The sequence below is a fragment of the Rhodovulum euryhalinum genome, assembly GCF_004342445.1.
Lineage (GTDB): Bacteria > Pseudomonadota > Alphaproteobacteria > Rhodobacterales > Rhodobacteraceae > Rhodovulum > Rhodovulum euryhalinum.
In genome coordinates, this window is the sequence record NZ_SLWW01000002.1 from 1 (window position 1) to 18,363 (window position 18,363).

18 protein-coding genes are annotated in these 18,363 nt (G+C 69.6%); 11 read left to right on the forward strand and 7 right to left on the reverse strand.

What is annotated here, in order from left to right:
- Positions 1-397: 397 nt before the first annotated feature.
- A complete protein-coding gene (locus tag EV655_RS02225; protein WP_132541197.1) occupies positions 398-2,485 on the forward strand; it encodes a TonB-dependent receptor plug domain-containing protein in 2,088 nt (695 codons plus the stop codon).
- A 35-nt stretch (positions 2,486-2,520) separates the two neighbouring features.
- Here the strand turns inward: EV655_RS02225 and EV655_RS02230 are convergent, their stop codons facing one another.
- The 5 genes from EV655_RS02230 to EV655_RS02250 all read right to left on the reverse strand — a co-directional run bounded on the left by EV655_RS02230 (position 2,521) and on the right by EV655_RS02250 (position 6,666).
- Positions 2,521-3,306, reverse strand: coding sequence for an ABC transporter ATP-binding protein (locus EV655_RS02230; RefSeq protein WP_132541200.1), 786 nt, complete (start codon positions 3,304-3,306; stop codon positions 2,521-2,523).
- Positions 3,294-4,286 (reverse strand): FecCD family ABC transporter permease, encoded by a 993-nt coding sequence (locus tag EV655_RS02235; RefSeq protein ID WP_341540293.1) that lies wholly within the window; start codon positions 4,284-4,286, stop codon positions 3,294-3,296. Before EV655_RS02235 ends, EV655_RS02230 begins: the two co-directional genes overlap by 13 nt.
- Positions 4,279-5,310: an iron ABC transporter substrate-binding protein gene (locus EV655_RS02240; protein ID WP_132541206.1), complete on the reverse strand. Its 1,032-nt coding sequence runs from the start codon at positions 5,308-5,310 to the stop codon at positions 4,279-4,281. The genes EV655_RS02235 and EV655_RS02240 overlap by 8 nt, the downstream gene beginning before the upstream one ends.
- Positions 5,307-5,768: an SAM-dependent methyltransferase gene (locus tag EV655_RS02245; RefSeq protein WP_243644962.1), complete on the reverse strand. Its 462-nt coding sequence runs from the start codon at positions 5,766-5,768 to the stop codon at positions 5,307-5,309. Before EV655_RS02245 ends, EV655_RS02240 begins: the two co-directional genes overlap by 4 nt.
- Before the next feature lie 349 nt (positions 5,769-6,117).
- A complete protein-coding gene (locus EV655_RS02250; protein ID WP_132541209.1) occupies positions 6,118-6,666 on the reverse strand; it encodes a DUF2478 domain-containing protein in 549 nt (182 codons plus the stop codon).
- 509 nt (positions 6,667-7,175) lie between these two features.
- Here EV655_RS02250 and EV655_RS02255 point away from each other — a divergent pair.
- The 9 genes from EV655_RS02255 (at position 7,176) to EV655_RS02295 (ending at position 15,255) form a co-directional block, all read left to right on the forward strand.
- On the forward strand, positions 7,176-7,976 hold the full coding sequence (locus EV655_RS02255; protein ID WP_132541211.1) for a TOBE domain-containing protein: 801 nt from the start codon (positions 7,176-7,178) through the stop codon (positions 7,974-7,976).
- Between the two features lie 61 nt (positions 7,977-8,037).
- Complete coding sequence (gene modA, locus EV655_RS02260; RefSeq protein WP_132541214.1) at positions 8,038-8,802, forward strand: molybdate ABC transporter substrate-binding protein; 765 nt, start codon at positions 8,038-8,040, stop codon at positions 8,800-8,802.
- 3 nt (positions 8,803-8,805) lie between these two features.
- Positions 8,806-9,489, forward strand: a complete 684-nt coding sequence (gene modB / locus EV655_RS02265; RefSeq protein WP_132541217.1) for a molybdate ABC transporter permease subunit — start codon at positions 8,806-8,808, stop codon at positions 9,487-9,489.
- Positions 9,486-10,613 carry a molybdenum ABC transporter ATP-binding protein gene (gene modC, locus EV655_RS02270; RefSeq protein WP_132541220.1) on the forward strand — a complete coding sequence of 376 codons (1,128 nt, stop codon included), beginning with the start codon at positions 9,486-9,488 and terminating at the stop codon, positions 10,611-10,613. The genes modB and modC overlap by 4 nt, the downstream gene beginning before the upstream one ends.
- A gap of 13 nt (positions 10,614-10,626) precedes the next feature.
- The gene (modA, locus tag EV655_RS02275; protein WP_132541223.1) at positions 10,627-11,379 is read left to right on the forward strand and encodes a molybdate ABC transporter substrate-binding protein; all 753 of its coding nucleotides are present in this window, start codon (positions 10,627-10,629) and stop codon (positions 11,377-11,379) included.
- Positions 11,380-11,384: 5 nt separating this feature from the next.
- Complete coding sequence (locus tag EV655_RS02280) at positions 11,385-12,203, forward strand: ABC transporter permease (RefSeq protein ID WP_132541226.1); 819 nt, start codon at positions 11,385-11,387, stop codon at positions 12,201-12,203.
- Positions 12,184-12,861: an ABC transporter ATP-binding protein gene (locus EV655_RS02285; protein WP_132541229.1), complete on the forward strand. Its 678-nt coding sequence runs from the start codon at positions 12,184-12,186 to the stop codon at positions 12,859-12,861. The genes EV655_RS02280 and EV655_RS02285 overlap by 20 nt, the downstream gene beginning before the upstream one ends.
- Complete coding sequence (gene modD, locus EV655_RS02290; RefSeq protein WP_132541232.1) at positions 12,822-13,658, forward strand: ModD protein; 837 nt, start codon at positions 12,822-12,824, stop codon at positions 13,656-13,658. The genes EV655_RS02285 and modD overlap by 40 nt, the downstream gene beginning before the upstream one ends.
- Before the next feature lie 106 nt (positions 13,659-13,764).
- On the forward strand, positions 13,765-15,255 hold the full coding sequence (locus EV655_RS02295) for an NnrS family protein (RefSeq protein ID WP_132541235.1): 1,491 nt from the start codon (positions 13,765-13,767) through the stop codon (positions 15,253-15,255).
- A gap of 102 nt (positions 15,256-15,357) precedes the next feature.
- Here EV655_RS02295 and EV655_RS02300 read toward each other — a convergent pair whose 3' ends face one another.
- Positions 15,358-16,197, reverse strand: coding sequence for a beta/alpha barrel domain-containing protein (locus tag EV655_RS02300; RefSeq protein ID WP_132541238.1), 840 nt, complete (start codon positions 16,195-16,197; stop codon positions 15,358-15,360).
- Between the two features lie 314 nt (positions 16,198-16,511).
- Between EV655_RS02300 and tsaA the strand changes: the two genes are divergently transcribed.
- Entirely contained in the window at positions 16,512-16,982 is a 471-nt protein-coding gene (gene tsaA / locus EV655_RS02305) for a tRNA (N6-threonylcarbamoyladenosine(37)-N6)-methyltransferase TrmO (protein WP_132541241.1), read from the forward strand.
- A gap of 219 nt (positions 16,983-17,201) precedes the next feature.
- Here the strand turns inward: tsaA and EV655_RS02310 are convergent, their stop codons facing one another.
- Complete coding sequence (locus tag EV655_RS02310; protein WP_132541244.1) at positions 17,202-17,408, reverse strand: TOBE domain-containing protein; 207 nt, start codon at positions 17,406-17,408, stop codon at positions 17,202-17,204.
- Positions 17,409-18,363 lie beyond the last annotated feature (955 nt).

Below are 18,363 nucleotides of genomic sequence, written 5' to 3' on the forward strand. Positions count from 1 at the left end.
CGGGCAGCGGCCGAGATAGACCCGGTCCGGCCGATCGCGGCCAGCAACGCCACCCGGTCCGCGCCCATCCGCGCCCCGGGCCGTTCCAGCGTCAATGCGCTGCGCAGGTCTGTCGGCATGGCGTCGGCTCCTCCCTCTCCGTTGATCGCAGCCATACCGCGTAACCGACCCGCGCGGCAACGCCGCGTTGTCGGGACGGCGGGGCCCGTCGCGGGTCGGACACGCCCTGCGGATGGGCAGAAGGCGCCGCATCTGCACTTGCATAAGGCAACGGTTCGGCGTCGCACCCCTCGCGATACCCCCGGGCTGTCACAATCGTTAACGCTATATAGTCTGACAATATAGCGAATCGACCGACGGCGCCGAGAGACGCCGTCCGCAACACTGGGGGACAGATATGTCATTGCTTCTACGGCTGGTGCAGACCGGCTGTCTGGTCTCGTTCGGCTTTGGCCTGCCGGCCCTTGCCCAGCAGTCGTCGGGCGATCCCGGCGAGGTCTTCGCCCTTGGCGAAATCATCGTCCGGTCGGCCGGCGAAGCATCGCAGGGCGGCACCGGCAGCACGGTCAGTGCCGAAGGGATCAGGCGCACGAACCGCGCCACGCTCGACGACGCGGTGCGCACGCTGCCCGGCGTCAGCGTGGGCAATACCGGCGGGTCGCGGAACGAGCGGCTGATCTTCGTGCGTGGCTTCGACCGCTTGCAGGTGCCGCTTTACGTCGACGGCATCCGCGTCTACCTGCCCGCCGACAACCGACTGGACTTCGGGCGTTTCCTGACGCCGGACCTGTCGGAAATCCAGATCCAGAAGGGCTATGTCTCGGTGCTGAACGGGCCGGGCGGCATGGGCGGCGCGATCAATCTGGTGACCCGGCAGCCCACCGAACCCTTCGAGGGCGAGGCGCGGGTCGGCATCGAGGCGGGCAACCGCGGTGATGTGACAGCGCGCATGGGCTATCTGTCGCTGGGCACCCGAATGGACCGGTTCTTTGTCCAGGGCAGTTATCTGACCCGCGACAATGACGGGTTCTACCTGTCGCGCGACTATGAGCCGACGCCGGTGCAGGGCTCGGGCCTGCGTGACTATTCCGATACCGAGGACAGCCGGCTCAACCTGAAGTTCGGCTTCACCCCCAACGCCACCGATGAATACGTGCTGAGCTATACCCGCCAGACGGGTGCGAAGAACGCGCCCTACAACGTCGATCAGCCCGTGCGTGGCATCACGCCCGCGCCACTGCCGCCCGGAGCGAGCTACCAGCGCGACTGGGAATGGCCGGAGTGGGATCTCGAGGCGCTGACCTTCTATTCGACCAACGATCTGGGCGGCACCGCATGGCTGAAGACCAGGTTCTTCTACCACCAGTTCGACAACGTGCTGTCCGCCTACGACGACTACACGCATACCAGCCAGACCGTCGGGCGCGCCTTCGACAGCACCTATGACGACACGGCCTGGGGCGGCAGCCTGGAGTTCGGCACCGACATCGGCGAGCGCAACACGCTGACAGCGGCGTTGCACTACCGCTATGACCGGCACCGCGACATCCAGTTGCCGCGTCCGGACGTCAACACCATCCCCGAACCGACCGAGACCAGCCGCGAGCGGACCTGGTCGGTCGCCCTGGAAGACACATTCCGCCTGCGCGAGGACCTCAGCTTCGTCGCGGGTCTCAGCTATGATCGGGCCGAGGTTCTGGCGGCCAGCCGCACCAGCACCGCTTTCGGCGATCCGGTGGGGTCATCGGACGCCGTGAACTGGCAACTCGCGGCGATCTGGACGCCCGAGTCGGGGGGCGAGTACCACGCCAGCCTGTCGTCGCGCACCCGCTTCCCGACACTGTTCGAGCGGTACAGCACGCGGTTCGGAACCGCCGTGCCCAATCCCGATCTGGGCTCCGAGCGCGCCCTGAGCGCCGAGATCGGCTATCGTGGCGACATCGGTCCGGTGGCGGTCGAGACCGCGCTGTTCTACAGCAAGGTGGACGACATGATCCAGTCGCTGTCCGTCGGGGTTGGCCTCACGCAGAACCAGAACGTCGGCGATGGCACCTATGCCGGCTTCGAGATCGGCGCCACGACCGACCTCGGCGACAACCTCGCGCTGTCAGCCAACTATACCTTCCTCGACCGCGACATCACTGACCCGGTGCGGCCGGGGCTGAAGCACACCGACACGCCGCGGCACAGTGCCTATCTCCGGCTCGACTGGCAGGCGACCGAGAGTTTCTCGATCTCGCCCTCGCTGGAACTCTCCAGCTCGCGGCTGTCGAACAGCGCGATCCAGCCGGCCGATCCGACCCAGGTGGCCTACACGCGAAATGCGGGATTCGGGCTGGTCAATCTGGACATGGAATGGAAGGCCAGCGACCGGGCCAGCATCGTTTTCGGGGTCCGGAACGCCCTCGACAAGAATTACGAACTGGTCGAGGGCTTCCCCGAGGCGGGCCGGACGTTCTACCTGACCACGGCCTACACGTTCTGACAGGCGGCGGCCCCGGTGACGGGGCCGCCTTCCCCTCAGTCGGACGGCCCGGAAAAATGCAATCGGCCCTCGGGCAGGGCCTCGCGCCGAACCGGGATGTCATAGAGTCGGGTCAGACGGGCGGCGGTCATCACCTCCGCCACTGGCCCCGCGGCAAGAACGCCGCCGCGTTCGATCAGCAGCGCCTCGTCGCCCAGTTCGGCCGCCTGGTCGGGATCGTGGGTGCACATCAACACCCCCAATCCGCGCGCGGCGAGCCCCCTGATTGCCTTGCCCACCCGGATGCGGTTGGCGAAATCGAGGCTCGCGGTGGGCTCGTCCATAGCGATGGCCTCGGCCCCCTGGGCGATGGCGCGGGCGAGCAGCACCATCTGCCGCTGACCGCCCGAAAGCCGCGTGATCTCGGCGGTCGCCAGATCGCCGATGCCAAGCAGCGCCAGCGCCGCCTCGGCCCGCGCGGTCTCGGCCGGGCCCGGCCGGGCGAAGGGACCCAGCCGCGTCGCCGCCCCCATCAGAACGAGGTCCAGCGCACGCCAGGCGAAGGGTGTAGCCAGGGATTGGGGCACATAGGCCAGACGCTGGGCGACCTGCGACCGGCCGAGACCGGCAAGGGGGGACCCGCCCAGAAGCACTTCGCCGCCCAGCGGCGGCAGCAAGCCCAGAAGGGTGCGGAACAGCGTGGTCTTGCCGACGCCGTTCGGGCCGAGCAGGCAGAGGATACGACCGTGATGCAGGCTCAGTCCGACCCCGGACAGGATCGTTCTTCCGCCATGACCCACGGCCAGCCCACGGGCCTCGACCAGCGGCGTCACTCCGCCCATGACCGCACGCCCCGCGCAAGCAGCCACAGGAAAAGCGGGCCGCCGAGCACCGCGGTGAGGATGCCCAGCGGGACCTCCTGCACCGCGATGCTGCGCGCGGCGGCATCGACCAGCACCGTCAACCCCGCCCCCATCGCCAGCGCCACCGGCAGCAGCCGGTCGAAGCGGGGCCCCGTGACCAGCCGCGCCATGTGCGGGACCATCAGACCGATCCAGCCGATCACCCCCGCGACCGACACCGCCGCCGCGGTCAGCAACGTGGCCGCAAGGATCACCAGCAGGCGCAACCGCCCGGCCTCCACCCCCAGCGTGCGCGCCTCGTCATCGCCCAGCGACAGCAGGCCGATCCGCCACCGCAGCGCGATCAGCGGCACCAGGCCGGCGAGGATGGCAGGCAGCGCCGCGGCGACATCGGCCTGCTTGATCCCCGCAAGGCTGCCCATCAGCCAGAAGGTGATGGCGGGCAACTGGTCGTCGGGATCGGCCAGCAGCTTGACCAGCGAGATGCCGGCCCCCGCCAGCGCCGCGACCGCCATGCCGCACAGCACCACGACCAGTACCTGCCCCATGCCGCGCAATGCCAGCGCGATGCCCATGACCAACCCGATCGTGGCGACCCCGAAGACGAAGCCCATCATCTGGATCGCCAGCACCGGCAGACCCAGCAGGATGCCCAGCACCGCGCCGAAGCCGGCACCCTGCGACACGCCCAGGATGTCGGGGGCCACCAGCGGGTTGCGGAAAATCGTCTGGTAGGCCACCCCCGCCGCCGCCAGCGCCGCCCCGATCAGCGCCGCCGCCACGACCCGCGGCAGACGGATGTTCCACAGCACGATGGCCGCCTGCGGATCGGGCGGGCGGCCGGCGAGCGTGCCCGCGACCTCGATGGGCGACAGCGGGTATGGCCCCAGCATCACGCCCGCCGCCATTGCCCCCGTCAGACCCAGCAACAGCAGCGGCGGCGCCGCACGCTCACTCACCCAGAAGCCCGGCCAGCGCCGCGTCATCCGGCGTCACGCCGTAGAAGAGCGTGTAGAACCCGGCGACCTCGGCCCTCAGATCACCCTTGGCCTGCGCGGGATAAAGCTTTTGCGCCAGCCATTTCAGCCCGATCAGCCGGTTGACCGAGGGCGGGCTGTCGATGAAGCCGAAGGGCGCGGAGGGGGCAAGATGGACCCGGCCCTCGCGCACCGCCGGAATGCCCTGCCATTCGGGCATCGCGCCGACATTGGCCGCGAAATCGGCGTCGATGGTCACGATCACCTCGGGGGCCCAGGCCTGAACCTGTTCAGGCGACACGATGGCCAGCCCGTCCGGCCCGGCCTCGACCACGTTCCGGCCGCCCGCGCGCTCGATGATTTCGGCATTGATTGAGCCCCGCGCCGCCGTCTCGATCCCCTCGGGGCCGCGGGCGAGATAGACGGTCGGGCGCTGGTCCTCGGGCACTGCGGCCAGGATTGCATCGATTTCGGCGAAGGTTGCCTCGGCATAGGCGGCCAGCACTTCGCCCCGCTCGGGCTCGGCCAGCAGGCCGCCCAGGTCGCGCAGGGTGGCGGGGATCGTCGGGAACGAGCCGTCGATCAGGGCATAGGGCGTGCCGGTCTGCGCCTGAACCCGTTCGGCAAGATCGCGATAGGTGGCGTTCACCGTGCCGTAATCGACGATCAGATCGGGCCGCGCCGTCAGCAGCACCTCGAGGTTCAGGGTATCGCCCTTGCCGGTCAGTCGGCCCAGCGCGGGCAGATCGCGGGAATCGGGCCGGAGGAAGGGCCGGTCCTCGTCTTCCGGCGCGCGCACCCAGCCGACCATGGCCTGCGGCTTCAGCGTGTAGAGCAGCGTCGCGGCCGGCGGGCCCGCGGCAAAGACCCGTTCGGGATCGGCGGGCACCTCGACCTGCCGTCCGGTGGCATCGGTGATCGTGCGCGTTTCGGCGGCCGCGGGCAGCGCCATCAGGACCGCGGAAAGACCCCCGGCGACCCATGCGGTCAGGCGGACATGCGTCATGGCAGGACTCCGAATTCGGGCTTGAGGTCGACCAGCGGCGTGCCGTCGATGCAATCAAGGCCCCACACGGTCAGGAACTTGCCCTCGACCCGCAGCAGCCGAACGAAGGACGAGGCGATCGGGTTGGGCCGAAGTGGCGAGCGCAGGGCGAAGGTGCCCACCGACTGCGCGTCGAAGCAGGGGTTCTGCCGAACGAGGTCGCGCCGCGACAGATGCATCCAGTACAGAACCTGCATCCGGTCCTTGCCCTCGACCCCGGCCAGCGCCGAAAGCCAGGGGGCATCCACCTCGATGTGGCACTCCGGCCCGTTTTCCGGATCGCCGCGCTTGGGGCAATCCTCGCGGCGTGCCCAGGGCGTCCGGATGCGGCCGATGAACCACACGCCGGCGTCGAATCCGCCGGGCAGATGCACGCATTCTTCATGCGGACGCATTGGGTCGGGCGCGGTGAGGGTCATGGATGTCTGTCCGCTTTTGCCACATCGTCCTTCTGGCGGAACCGGCGGCCCAAATTCCGGAACACCGCCTCTGTTCCCTCGTCGCTTCGTTTCCGCGTCATGTCCCTTGGTCTCCCGTCATCCATGCCGGTCCGGGCGGTCGCTGCCCCGTAAAAACGCGGCAAGTCTCTCGCTATATTGCATGAGTATATAGCGATGCTTCGGCCGCAAGGGTCAAGGGCGGTTCTTCCCGGTCCCGTCGCCTGCGGCCAGGCGTCGGCGGTTCTGCCCGATTGTCAAGCACGCCGCGGCCGGGTTGCCCGGACGCGATGCTCCGTTCGAACCGTACGGCCGCATCCGCGGGATGCGGTCATTTCAGGGTCATGCACCAGTTCTGTCGGGTTCCCGGCAGATGCTCGGACCTCATGGACTGCCACCAGTCCTCGAGGGCCGGTGCGCTGCCGGACAGGCGGACGGAAAGGCCACCCGTGTAGTCCAGCCAGTCCCGGAAGATCACCTGGGGGACGGGAACGAGAACCGGAAGGCCCAGATCCATCGCGCGTGCAATGACCCGCCGCCAGCCGCCGCCGCAGCGTTCGAGCCAGCCGAACCGGTTCAGCACGACGAGGTCGGGCCGCAAGTCGAGGACGCCCATGATCCGGGTCTCGATCCCGGCAAACCGCGGGTCGTGCGCGTCGGTCAGGATCAGGCGCTCTTCCCAGGGGAACAGCGTCACTTCGCGCCCGATGTGCCCGTCCCGACAGGCACCCCGCTGCACCATTCCGGCGACCCGATACCCTGGGTCTGTCAGACGCGAAACGAAGGCCGCGATCAGCGCGTCCGGTGGCTCTCCTGGCCCGTAGGTCACCGCGGCGATATCGCACTCGGCATCGAAGGGGAAAGGATCCGTGCCGGCCATGATCTCCTCCGAATGACGTTCGCCCGGCGCATCGTTATGTCAACGGCATACATAACGATATTCGTTCCATGAAAGGCAAGCGTCCTTACCGCGCAGTCACGGCCCGGGACGCACGCCCTTTCGGCATTACGGCCATCCGCCGCCAGAATTCCAGGCGCCTGCGGAACCGCGACTTCGGGGCAAGTCGTGGCCGCGGGCCGGGGTGCGGCCGCCCTGAGCCCGGCCCGAGTCGCAACACCGGGATACCGGTGCGACCGACGCAGGGCGCCACCCCCTCCCTCTCCGGCGTTTCGGAAGTGCCCACAACCTGTGCAGGGTCCGGCGATCTGCCCAGGTTTTCACGGGGAACGGCGCCACAGATGACGACGGCGCCGCCTTTTCCGGCCCTCCCGGGGGGAATATCCGCTGTAAAGGTGACAGTATTAACGAAAGGTCTTGCACCCGGCTTTGGTGACTCGTTATGCAGAATTGATATATAGCGCTTTCGTCGCGAACCCGGAGCCCTGCTCATGTCGGACAGCACGTTGAAGGCAGCCCTGATCCTGCAGCGCGAGGGCGCGCCGCGGGTGGGGGGCGACAGGATCCGGCTGTTGCGGGCCATCGACGCGCACGGCTCCATCGCGGGCGCGGCGCGCGAGGTGGGGCTGTCCTACAAGGCGGCGTGGGATGCGGTCGGCACGCTCAACAACCTCTTCGCCCAGCCGCTGGTCGAGGCCGCGCCGGGCGGGCGATCGGGCGGCGGGGCGACGGTGACGCGGGCAGGCCTCGCGCTGATCGATTGTTTTTCCATGCTCGAGACCTCTCTCGGCAAGGCGCTTTCCGCCATCAACACGGGCCTCGCGACCTCTCCGGTTGGCGCGGTCAACACCCTCTGGAGCCTCCTGATGCAGACAAGCACCCGCAACACCTACCGCTGCACCGTTACCAAGGTCACGCAGGGCGCGGTCAGCGCCGAGATCGACCTGGCGCTGAGCGACGGACACGCGCTGACCTCGGTCATCACCGAACGCAGCGCGCTCGACATGGGCCTGGCCGAGGGCTCCGAGGCGTTTGCGCTGATCAAGGCGACCTTCGTGATGCTGGCCGCGGGCGACGATCCGGGCAAGGTGTCGGCCTGCAACCGGCTGACCGGCACCGTCGCGGCGCGCGAGGACGGACCGGTGAACAGCGAGATCACCCTCGAGCTGGGCGCGGGCAAGACGATCACGGCAATCGTCACCCGCAAGAGCGCCGAGGCGCTGGACCTGAAACCCGGCGACACGGCGACCGCGCTGTTCAAGGCAAGCCACGTCATCATCGCCATGCCCTGACCGTTCCGCCCTGGCCCGGCCGGTCCGGTCCGGGGCGTGCCCCACAGAAGGAATCCGCCCCATGACATCTCTCAAGACCGCCCTCGTCGCCGGCACCGCGGCGCTTCTCGTCCCGCTGATGCTTGCCGCGCCCGTCCGGGCGGGCGAGGTGATCGCCGCGGTGGCGGCGAACTTTACCGAACCCGCCAACGAGATCGCGGCCCGCTTCACCGAGGCCACCGGCCACACCGTCACCATGAGCTTCGGTCCCTCCGGCCAGTTCTACACGCAGATCACGCAGGGTGCTCCCTTCGAGGTGTTCCTGTCCGCCGATGCCGCGCGCCCCGAGAAGGCCGAGGCCGAGGGGCTGGCGGTGCCCGGCACGCGGTTCACCTATGCCATCGGCAAACTGGTGCTCTGGAGCGCGGACACGGACTTGATCGACGGCACCGACGCGGTGCTGAAATCGCCCGATCTCGCCCATGTCGCCATCGCCGACCCGGCCGCCGCGCCCTATGGCGCGGCCGCCGTCGAGACGATGAAGGCGCTGGGGGTCTACGACAGCCTGGAACCGAAACTGGTGACGGGCAAGAGCATTTCCCAGGCCCACCAGTTCGCCGCCACCGGCAACGCGCCTGTCGGCTTTGTCGCGCTATCGCAGGTGATCGCCGACGGCACGGGCTCGCGCTGGATGGTGCCGCAGGAGCTGTATGCGCCGATCCGGCAGGACGCGGTGCTCTTGAAGACCGGCGAGGGGAACGAGGCCGCGACCGCCTGGCTCGACTTCCTGAAAGGCCCCGAGGCGGCTGCGATCATCGAAAAATACGGCTACAACGTGGGTGAATGACCCATGGCGGAGGGCCCCCTGCTCGACGCGGCGATGATCGAGACCATCCTGCTGACGCTGAAGCTGGCTGGCGTCACGACCGTCGTGCTGCTGCTGGTCGGGACCCCTCTGGCCTGGTGGCTGTCGCGGGCGGGCGGCCTCTGGAAGGAGGTCGTCGCCACCATCGTCGCCCTGCCCATCGTGCTGCCGCCCACGGTGCTGGGCTTCTACCTGCTGATCGCGATGGGGCCGAACAGCCCCCTGACCGCGATCCTGGGGCGCAAGCTGTCGTTCACCTTCGAGGGGCTTGTGGTGGGCTCGGTGATCTATTCGCTGCCCTTCGTGGTGAACCCGATCCGCAACGCCTTCGAGGCGATGGGGCCGCGGCCGATGGAGGTGGCGGCGACCTTGCGCGCCTCGCCGCTGGACGCGTTCTTCACCGTCGCGCTGCCGCTGGCTTTGCCCGGCCTGTTCACCGGGGCGATCCTGGGTTTTGCCCACACCGTGGGCGAATTCGGCGTGATCCTGATGATCGGCGGCGGCATCCCGGGCGAGACAAAGGTGCTGTCGGTGACCATCTTCGACTATGTCGAGACGCTGCAATGGGACAAGGCGCATGTGCTGGCGGGGGGCATGCTGGCGATGTCCTTCGCGGTCATCCTGGCGATGCTGCTGGTCGAGCGCCGCCTGAACCGGGCGCGGCAATGATCGGGGCGGCGTTCCGGGGGCGGCTGGGCTCGTTCGACCTCGACGCGGCGTTCGAGGTGCCGGGGCAGGGGATCACCGCGCTCTTCGGCCCGTCGGGCTGCGGCAAGACCACGGTGCTGCGCGCCATCGCAGGCCTGATGCGCCTGCCCGAGGGCACGTTGCGGGTGAACGGCGAGACCTGGCAGGAGGGCCGCCGCTTCGTGCCCCCCCACCGCCGCGCCGTGGGCTACGTGTTCCAGGAGGCGAGCCTGTTTCCGCACCTGTCGGTCATGGGCAACCTCACCTTCGGGATGCGCCGCCACCGGGGGTCTTCGCCCATCGGGCTGGACGAGGTGGTGGACCTGCTGGGTATCGGGCGGCTCTTCGACCGGCACCCGACGCAGCTTTCGGGCGGCGAGCGCCAGCGCGTCGCCATCGGCCGGGCGCTGCTGTCCCAGCCGCAGCTTCTGCTGATGGACGAGCCGCTCTCCGCGCTCGACCGGTTCTCCAAGGACGACATCCTGCCCTACCTCGAACGGCTGCACGCGGCGCTGTCGATCCCGGTCCTCTACGTCAGCCACGACATCGCCGAGGTGGAACGGCTGGCCGACACGCTGGTGCTGATGGAGGCGGGACGGGTGCGCGCGGCGGGGCCGATCGCGGACCTTCTGGCTGACCCCGCGCTGCCGCTGATCCACATGCCCCAGCCCGCCGCCGTGATCGACGGCGAGGTGGTCTCGACCGACCCGCGCTATGGCCTGTCCGAGATCGCGGTGCCGGGCGGCCGGCTGGTGGTGTCGGGCGATCTGGGGCCACCGGGGATGCGCCGCCGCCTGCGCATCCCGGCCAACGATGTCAGCCTCGGCCGCCACGCGCCGCTGGACACCACCATCCTGAACGCGCTGCCCGCCCGGATCGAGGGCGCGGAACCGACGCCCGACCACCAGGTGACGGTGCGCCTGGCGCTGGGGGCCGACGGCAAGGGCGCCGCGCTGCTTGCCCGCATCTCGCGCAAGTCGTGGGACCGGCTGGACCTGAAACCCGGCGAACTGGTCGTCGCCCGCCTCAAGGCCGTCGCCCTGGCAGAACCGGCGCCGCCCCTGTCAACCCGTGTCACGCCAGCGGCCAGGACCGCAACCTCTTGAAGGAGATATCGACATGCGATCCCGTCTGAGGCTCGGCCTCGTGCTCTCGGCCGCCTTGTACGCCGCCGGCGCCCATGCCGAAACGCTTTTCGTCTATTCCGGCGCCGGGCTGCGCCCCGCGGTCGAGCCCCTCGCAGAGCGGTTCGAGGCGGTGACAGGTCACAAAATCGTCCTCGAATACGGCGGCACGGGCCAGATCCTTGCCCGGTTCGAGACCACCGGGCGGGGCGACGTCTTCCTCGCAGGCACGAGGTTCTTCTCCGACACGCTGGAGGCTGAGGGCAAGATCGCGGACGTGACGGCCCTCGGCATCCACGGCGCCGCGATCGGGGTGGCCAGGGCGCAGGCCGGAACGATCGCCGGCGTGGGCGATCTTGCCCGCCCCGGACTCAGGCTGGCGCTGGGTGATCCGGAGGCGATGGCGCTGGGGCGCACCGCCGACGAGATCATGGAGACGTGCGGTGACGCGCAGGCTATCCGGGCCAACACGGTCGTGCGCGCCACAACCCTGCAACAGCTTGCGCTCTACGTGGCCGAGGGCAATGTCGACGCCGCGATCCTGTCGGTCTCGGCCGCGCTGCCCCATGGCGAGAAGATCGCGCTGATCGGGATTCCGCTGGACTGCTACGCGGCCGAGGAGATCACCGGCGGCGTGCTCTCGACCTCGAAGCATCCCGGGATCGCGGCCGATTTCGTGGCCTTCCTCGCCTCGGATGAGGGCCGCGCGGCCTTCGACGCGGCGGGCTTCGGCGCGGCCCGGGAGTAGGCGGCATGCGGGTGCTCGCGGTCCTCGTCTGGGCGCCCCTCGTCCTGATCGTGGCCACCATCCTCGGGGCGGTCGGGGCGCTCGCCAGCCAGTTGCCGATTGCGTCGCTCGCCGAGGCGCTGGCCTCGGACGAGACGCGCTTTGCGGTGGCGATGTCGCTGCGATCCTCGCTGACGGCGCTGGCGCTGGCGCTGGCCCTCGGCGTGCCGAGCGCCTGGCTGCTGGCCCGGCGCCGGTTTCCGGGCAAGCCGGTCGTCGAGACCATCCTCGACCTGCCGATGGTCACCCCGCCGCTGGTCGCGGGCATCGGCCTGCTGTTCCTGCTGGGACGCGAGGCGCCGGTGGGCGGCGCGCTGAGTGCGATGGGCCTCGAACTGCTGTTCTCGCCCGCGGGCGTGATCCTCGCGCAGACCTATATCGCAACCTCGGTCATCGTGCGCTCGGCGCGGGCGGCCTTCGGCGCGGTCGATCCGGGCTTTGCCGCCAATGCCGCGACGCTGGGCATCCCGCCGTTCTGGGCGTTCCTGCTGGTCGAGGTGCCGATGGCGGGCCGGGCGCTGCTGGCCGCGGCCGTGCTGGGCTGGGCCCGCGCGCTGGGGGAATTCGGCGCGACGCTGATGGTGGCGGGCGCCACCCGGATGCAGACCGAGACGCTGCCGATGGCGGTTTTCCTCAACATCGCCAGCGGCCGGACCGACATCGCCATCGCCTGTGCGCTGATCCTGCTGGCGCTGGCCTTCGCGTTGCTGCTTGCGATCCGCCTGCTGACCGCCGAGCGCGACGACAGCCTGCGGGAGGATGCGGATGTCCGGTTTGCGGCTTGAGGGCGTGGCGAACGCGGTGCTGGCCCCGCTCGATCTGACCGTCAGGCCGGGCGAGGCGGTGGCGGTGCTCGGCCCCTCCGGCGCGGGGAAAAGCACACTGCTGAAGATCGTCGCGGGGCTCTTGCCGCACCGGGGCCGGGTTCTGCTTGGCGGGGGCGAGCTGACCGGGCTGCCGCCCCATCGCCGCGGCATCGGCTACATGAGCCAGGATCTGCACCTGTTTCCCCATCTCAGCGTGGCGAACAACCTGCACCTGCCGCTGGTGTTCCGCGGCCTCGACCGCGCCGCGCGCGCCGCCCGCGTGGCCGAGACGCTGGCGCTTTGCGCCATCGACCACCGCGCCAGCCGCCGCCCCGCCAGCCTGTCGGGCGGGGAACGTCAGCGCGCGGCGTTGGCGCGCGCCCTCGTCTGCAGGCCGCGGCTCCTGCTGCTCGACGAACCCTTCGCCAATCTCGACCACGCCACCCGGGGCGCGCTCTGGCGCGAGGTCGATGCGCTGCGCCGCCGGCTGGGCATCACCGCGCTGATCGTCACCCATGACCCGGCCGAGGCTGCGGCGCTCGCCGACCGCTCGGTCCGCATCGCCGATGGCACCCTGACCGAAAGGACCGCCCCCTCATGTTCCCCCTCGATGACGACGCCCTGCTGCGCCTGCTGAAGGAAGATCTGCCCCATGGCGACCTGACCACCCGCAGCCTCGGGATCGGGGCGCTTCCGGGCGTGCTGACCATGCGCGCCCGCGGGCCGATGACCGTCTGTGGCAGCGAGGAGGCGGCGCGGATCTTCGCCCTGCTGGGGGCCGAGGCGGAGCTGCGCGCGCCGACCGGGCAGCGGACCGCGGCGGGCGAGACGTTGCTCGTCGCGCGCGGCCGGGCCGAGGCGCTGCATGCCGGCTGGAAGGTCGCACAGACCCTGACCGAATGGGTCTCGGGCATCGCCACCTCTGCCGCCGGCATCGTGGATGCGGCCCGTGCGACCGCTCCCGGCATCGTCGTTGCCTGCACCCGCAAGCCCGCCCCCTTCACCCGCGCGCTGTCGCTGAGGGCCATCGTCGCGGGCGGCGCCGAGATCCACCGGACGGGCCTTTCCGAGACGGTTTTGCTGTTCCCCGAGCACCGGATTTTCGGCGGCGCCGATGCGCTCGCCCCCCAGATCGCGCGGCTGCGTGCCGCCTGTCCCGAGCGGCGCATCGTCGTCGAGGTCGCGACGCGGGAGGATGCCCTGCATGCCGCCGAGGCCGGCGCGGACGTGCTGCAACTGGAGAAATTCGCGCCCGAGAATGTGGCGGCCACGGCCGAGACGCTCGGGGGCTGGCCCGGCTGTCTTGCCGCTGCGGGAGGCATAAACGCGGCCAACGCCGCCGCCTATGCCGCGACCGGTGCGCAGGTGCTGGTCACCTCCGCCCCCTATTATGCCAAGCCGGCCGATGTCGCCGTCACCATCGAACTGGCCTGAGCTGCGGCGGCGGCGTCCTTGCCGCTCACGGCGGGGGCACTCTAAACTTGACAATTAGCATCACCTTTAACGATCCGCCACGACCCCACCGCCAGGAGCGACGAACATGCCCGATCTCGACATCACGCCCCAGACAGGGCGCGGCCGCGATGCCGGGGGCCGAGGGGGGATGGCCCGGATTGCCAGCGGGCGGCTTTACCGCGACATGTGGCTGTCGCCCAACCGGCCATTCTTCGCGCTCTCGGCGCTCTGGGCCGTGATCGCGATCCTCGTCTGGCATGTCGGCCTGCGACTGGGCCTTCCGGTGCCGAGCCTCGGAACCACGACGCTCTGGCATGCCCACGAGATGACGGTGGGGGTGGGTGGCGCCGCGATGGCCGCCTATTTCCTCACGGTCATGCCCAGTTGGACCGGGGCGCGGCGGGTGACGGGGTGGCCGCTGATCGGTCTGGTCGCGCTCTGGGCGCTGGCGCGTCTGGCCGCCCTGCTGGCCGAGACGCTGCCGCTGCCCCTGGTCCTGGCGCCGGGGCTGGCCTTCTACGCCCTGTTCACGGGGCTCTACCTTCGGGCAATCGTCAGCCAGCGGCGGTGGGACCGCTGGGCGGTCCCGGCCGTGATCGCATTCCTTGGCCTCGCGGATGCGGCCTTCGTGGCCACGGCGCTGGGGGCGCTTCCCTGGCCGGGCGAGGCGGAGATGACGCGGGTGCTGGTGCTGTTCTTCGCCACCAAGGTTTCGGTGATCGCGGGCAACATGGCGCCCGCCTTCACCGCGGGCTGGCTGGCCCCGCGCGGCAGGCCGCTGCCCCGGATCGACCCGCTGGCCAGCCGGATCGGGCTGGCTCTGATGCTGCTGGCCTTTCCGCTGACCCTGGCAGGCCCGACGGAGGCAGCCGCCGCCGTCCTGATCGCCGCGGGCGCGGCGCAACTCTGGCGCATTCGGCGCTGGAAAAGCCTTGCTGCGGCGCGCTACGCGCCCGCGCTGATGCTGCACCTCGCCTTCGCCTGGCTGCCCCTCGGCCTGGTTCTGACGGGGCTTGCGGCGCTGCTCTCCACGCCCTGGCGCGAGGCCGACGCGATCCACGCACTGATGATGGGCGCGATGGCGGGGCTGGCGATGTCCATCGCCTCTCGCGCCGCGGCCCGGCGCGAGGGCGGGGCGCTGCGGATCGGCCCGGTGCTGGGCGGGGCCTTCGCGCTGATCTGGGCCGCGGCCGGGCTGCGTCTTGCCGCGCCGCTCATGCCCGCGGCCTACGAGCCGCTGCTCGATGCCGCGGCGGCGGTCTGGTGCGCGGGCTGGGGGATGTTCCTTGTCGCCTACATGCCGGGTCTGCGCGGACCGGTGGCGAACCCGGTGTTCAACGTAGGCGGTCATGGGCATGGCAAGGGTCCGGCCATTGTCCCGCTTGCGGCCATCGCCCCGGCCCACGCCCCCACCCGCGGCGACGCCTGCACGCAAGGCGCCTGCGGCGGCGGCGGGCATGGCCACGGCCGGGGTGGCGGTTGCGGTGGCGGCTGCGGTTGCGGCGGCCACGGGCATGGCAGCGACTCGGGCAGGGGCGCGGCACGGGACCCGGGCCTCGTCCTGCCAAAGGTCTAGCCGCCGCGCCGGCGCCGGTCCGTTCGACGGTGACGATGCGGGCGGGCAGGACGTGGGGCGCCACGAGATCCGCACCGCCCCCATCCCGGGCGCGGTCGCGGCTCAGCCCGCCTCGAACGCCACTTCGATTTCCTCGGGCGCGGAATGGTAGGGCGCTGAGGTCGACAGCACATGCGCCCCCGAAGTCGCATAGGCCGCCGCCATGTCCTCAGCGATGGATCCCGTCACGACAAGTTCGCCGTTCCAGCCGGCCGCCAGAGCCCGTGCCGTCGCGGCGACCTCGGCCGGCGTCATCCGCGCCAGCTGGACGGTGTCGGCCCCGTATCCCGCGGCACAGAGCGCATCCTCGCAGGAGCCGACCTCGACCACGATGCCCTGGCCCGGATCGGCCGCGCGCAGCTGACGGATGCGCGCGACAAGGCCCTCGTGCCCTCCCAAGGCCCGGTGCTCGGCAAGAACCAGCACAGCATCCCGCGCCCTGCCACGCTGCATCGCCGCCCCGCCCGCCGTCACCGCCTTCAGCGCCAGCGGCCGCGCACCGGGGATCGCCTTCTGCGGGCAGGCGACGACGATCCCGGGATTGGCCGCCCGCGCCGCCCGCACGATCCCGGCTGTCGATCCGGCCACGCCCGAGGCCCATTCGATCAGCCCCTGCACCGCCTGCCATCCCGACACCAGCGCCGCCGCCGGCCCCCGCGCGGCCAGCAGCAGGTCGCCCGGACCAACCGTCGCGCCGCTTTCCACCGCGACGTCCGCCGCACAGCCCAGCAACGCGAACATCCGCGCGCCTTCCTCGGTGCCGCAGGCGGTCCCGGGGGCGCGGGCCCGCATCGCGACCGTGGCCAGCCGGTGCCCAAGGGCGGGGCCGAACCCGGCGTGCGCGGCGGTTGCCGGATCCCGTTTCAGAAGGCAGGTCAGCGCGGTGTCATCGAGAAGAAGCATGTCATCGGATCCCTTGCATCACATCGCCGCCGCAGACATGGGCAAACCCCGGTCGAAACGGGCAGAAAACGGATATCCGCCAGATGCCTTTCCCGAGGCGGCAGCCTGCCGGTTGCTCATCCGCTTGTCCGTGCCTAGCGTTTCAGGCGATATGTGAGTCATCTTTATAACGAAGATGAAGCAGGAACCGTGCCAAGCCGTTTCGCCGGGAAACCGGCGCATCCGGGCGAGCGTTCGTCGCGAATCCGACGCGGATGTCGCCTTGGCCACACGCGAACGGCCCTGCAAGGCCCAGATCGAGGAAAGGACATAAAATGGAAGGCACCAAGGCGACCATCCGGGCCGGAGAAATCTTCGTCCCCATTCCCCGCCAGGCCGATGCGCTGGTCTGGTTCATCGGCCGCTTGCGCACGCCCTGGCAAACCGCGCGTGACTGCCCCCGCCAAGGCGACCCGGTCGCGGGCCCCGTCTGCCGGATCGAGATCGCCCCGCACTGGACCGAGGCGCTGGCAGGCATCGAAACCAGGGACCGGCTGCAACTGCTCTACTGGATGGACGGCGCCCGGCGCGACCTTGTCCGGCAGAGCCCCCGCAACGATGGCACCACCATCGGCACCTTCGCGATGCGCTCGCCGAACAGGCCCAACCCGGTCGCCTCGTCGGTGGTGACCCTGCTGGGGTGCGAGGGCAATGTACTGACCGTGCGCGGGCTCGATTGCGTGGACGGTACGCCCCTGATCGACCTCAAGCCCGACTACGGCGGACAACCCTGCCCGAACCACTGAGCGAGGATCCTCCGTCCGGCCGCACAGCAACCAGGAGTGGGGACTGGGGCGCCCGGGGACCACACAATCACGCGTGCTCCCGGGACCGCTGCTTCATTGTCGCGACATGCGGGGGCCCAAGCCAGAGGGTTTCGTGCCCGGATTGGGGGGGCGAGACAGGGCGCCACGCGAGATGTCGCCCCGTCGGGCAGGCGATGTGACGCCGTACGAGGCTCGGCCCTAGTGCTTGCCGACGATGACGTCGGTCGACTTGATGATGGCGCTCGCCTTGTCGCCCACCTTGAGCCCCAGATCGGATGCCGCCTCGTTGGTGATCGATGCCGTAACCGTCGCACCGCCGACGTCGATCTTGACATGGGTCGTGACGGTTCCCGTCTCGACTTCGGTTACTGTGCCAGCAAGGATGTTTCGTGCACTCAGCTTCACCTTTCGGTTCCTTTCGTTGGGAAAAGCCGGTCTGACGGCCCAAACCCGTATCGGCCGTCGCCCTTTGTTTCCGCCACGCAAGCCTTTTGGCAATATAAGAAAAACATTCATATCGGGTGCTGCGGGACCGGCACTGCTGGCAAGGGGCGAGCCGCCTGAGCCCGGTATCGTGAAGGGGCACGCAACGAATCGTGCGACGAACTGATACCCTTGGGGTTACCCCGCGCGACGCGGAACCCGTGCATTCGCCAGGTGATGTTCGCCATGGTGCGAGTTCCATGCCAAAGCCGGTTGCAAGAGATCGAATGACAGCACGGTTCGACAACGCAATTCCCGCTGGCAGTTCTCGCTGCGGTCCGCACGAACGGCCGCGAACCACGCCGCATTGCGGCGGGGAACGAACCGGTCGAAGAAACTCCGGGTCGCTTGCCCTCTTGCATCTTGTCCGGTGACATTGACGTTGCAAATGGCGCTAACTGCGCAGTCACGCCATTCATGTGCGGCACGCCGAGCGGGACGGGTGTGGCGATCCGCGGAAACCCGTCAGCGACCGCGTGGAATTCGGGCGGTGACACGATCCAGCGCCAGGGGCGTAGTCATGCAGGGAGTCGTAGCCTGCGTCGGCCAGATGCAGATCCCAGTCCATGATCGCAGAGGGTTCGGTCCGCTCGAGCAGGTCAGTCACTTCATCAACGTGTTCCGTCAGCGTCCGGTCATGGGGTGGCTGGACCTTGTGACTGCGAGAACTCCCAGCCACAGGCGGCGTTCCGGCACGTCAGCGAGCTGACGCAGGTTCAGGATTACTGACCTTCGCCGCGGATGCGAGCCGTTTCCAGCGAGACCACGAAAGTCGACATTTCAAGGACTTCGAAACATTTCCCTCCATCGCGCAACTGGACGCCCGGACCGCGCCCGTTTCTCCACCAATGCTGCGCCGGACCGAATTGGCGCGATT

Excerpts from the sequence above, each read along its gene's own strand:
- EV655_RS02225 (WP_132541197.1), top strand. The coding sequence starts at position 398 with ATGTCATTGCTTCTACGGCTGGTGCAGACCGGCTGTCTGGTCTCGTTC.
- EV655_RS02230 (WP_132541200.1), bottom strand. The coding sequence starts at position 3,306 with ATGGGCGGAGTGACGCCGCTGGTCGAGGCCCGTGGGCTGGCCGTGGGT.
- EV655_RS02240 (WP_132541206.1), bottom strand. The coding sequence starts at position 5,310 with ATGACGCATGTCCGCCTGACCGCATGGGTCGCCGGGGGTCTTTCCGCG.
- EV655_RS02245 (WP_243644962.1), bottom strand. The coding sequence starts at position 5,768 with ATGACCCTCACCGCGCCCGACCCAATGCGTCCGCATGAAGAATGCGTG.
- EV655_RS02250 (WP_132541209.1), bottom strand. The coding sequence starts at position 6,666 with ATGGCCGGCACGGATCCTTTCCCCTTCGATGCCGAGTGCGATATCGCC.
- EV655_RS02255 (WP_132541211.1), top strand. The coding sequence starts at position 7,176 with ATGTCGGACAGCACGTTGAAGGCAGCCCTGATCCTGCAGCGCGAGGGC.
- modA (WP_132541214.1), top strand. The coding sequence starts at position 8,038 with ATGACATCTCTCAAGACCGCCCTCGTCGCCGGCACCGCGGCGCTTCTC.
- modB (WP_132541217.1), top strand. The coding sequence starts at position 8,806 with ATGGCGGAGGGCCCCCTGCTCGACGCGGCGATGATCGAGACCATCCTG.
- modC (WP_132541220.1), top strand. The coding sequence starts at position 9,486 with ATGATCGGGGCGGCGTTCCGGGGGCGGCTGGGCTCGTTCGACCTCGAC.
- modA (WP_132541223.1), top strand. The coding sequence starts at position 10,627 with ATGCGATCCCGTCTGAGGCTCGGCCTCGTGCTCTCGGCCGCCTTGTAC.
- EV655_RS02280 (WP_132541226.1), top strand. The coding sequence starts at position 11,385 with ATGCGGGTGCTCGCGGTCCTCGTCTGGGCGCCCCTCGTCCTGATCGTG.
- EV655_RS02285 (WP_132541229.1), top strand. The coding sequence starts at position 12,184 with ATGTCCGGTTTGCGGCTTGAGGGCGTGGCGAACGCGGTGCTGGCCCCG.
- modD (WP_132541232.1), top strand. The coding sequence starts at position 12,822 with ATGTTCCCCCTCGATGACGACGCCCTGCTGCGCCTGCTGAAGGAAGAT.
- EV655_RS02295 (WP_132541235.1), top strand. The coding sequence starts at position 13,765 with ATGCCCGATCTCGACATCACGCCCCAGACAGGGCGCGGCCGCGATGCC.
- EV655_RS02300 (WP_132541238.1), bottom strand. The coding sequence starts at position 16,197 with ATGCTTCTTCTCGATGACACCGCGCTGACCTGCCTTCTGAAACGGGAT.
- tsaA (WP_132541241.1), top strand. The coding sequence starts at position 16,512 with ATGGAAGGCACCAAGGCGACCATCCGGGCCGGAGAAATCTTCGTCCCC.